The 873-nt window shown below is 64.7% G+C and carries 1 pseudogene and 1 other annotated feature; the pseudogene reads right to left on the bottom strand.

The annotated features are described in order from the left end of the window. A pseudogene (locus AC1DVR_RS23640) lies at positions 1 to 870 on the bottom strand (IS3 family transposase); the annotation flags it as partial. Beyond that, positions 533 to 649: a sequence feature (AL1L pseudoknot), on the bottom strand. (Overlaps the previous pseudogene by 117 nt.) Positions 871 to 873: the final 3 nt, after the last annotated feature.

The following is an 873-nucleotide window of genomic DNA, read 5'->3' as shown; positions in this document are numbered from 1 at the left end:
GGCTGCCGCGGTCACTGTGGTGAACCAGCCCCATGCCCTTGACCGGGCGCCGCTCATGGACAGCCTGTTCCAAGGCATCGAGGACGAACCCGGCATGAGGGGAAGTGCTGACGCGCCAGCCGACGATCTTGCGGGCATAGGCGTCGATGACGAAGGCAACATAGGCGAACCCCTTCCAGGTTGCGACATAGGTGAAGTCCGACACCCACAGCATGTTCGGCGCTGGCACGCGGAACTGGCGGTTCACCTTGTCCATCGGGCAGGGCTGCTTCTTGTCGGGGATCGTCGTCCTGTGGGGCTTGCCTCGGATAATGCCCTGAATACCCATGTCCTTCATCAACCTCGCGACCGTGCTGCGGGCGACGTCAAAGCCCTCGCGGCGAAGCTGGTGCCAGACCTTGCGCACGCCGTAGACGCTCCAGTTGTCTTCGAAGACGCGCTGGATCTCGGGCCGCAGTTCTTCGTCCCGGCGGGCACGATCCGACCGCCGCGCCGGATCGGCCCGCTTCGCCAGATGATCGTAGTAGGTGGACGGGGCGATCGGCAGCATGCCGCAGATCGGCTCGACCCCGTGTTCCCTTCGATGGTCGTCGATGAACCCGACCATCACTTCGACCGGCGGTCGAGCTCCGCCATCGCAAAATACGCCGACGCCTTCCGCAGGATCTCGTTCGCCTGGCGCAGCTCGCGGTTCTCGCGTTCCAATGCCTTCATCCGCTCGGCCATCTCGGTCGGAATGCCCGCGCGCCGACCGCTGTCGACCTCGGCCTTCTTGACCCAGTCGCTCAGTGTCTGCGGTGTGCAGCCGATCTTCGCCGCAATCGACATCACCGCCTGCCAGCGCGACGGATGCTGGGCCTCATTGTCCAGAAC

The sequence above is a fragment of the Rhodobacter sp. P2_H5 genome (assembly GCF_056403335.1).
The sequence above is the reverse complement of the archived record's forward strand: the minus strand, read 5'-3'. Positions and strand labels throughout refer to the sequence as shown.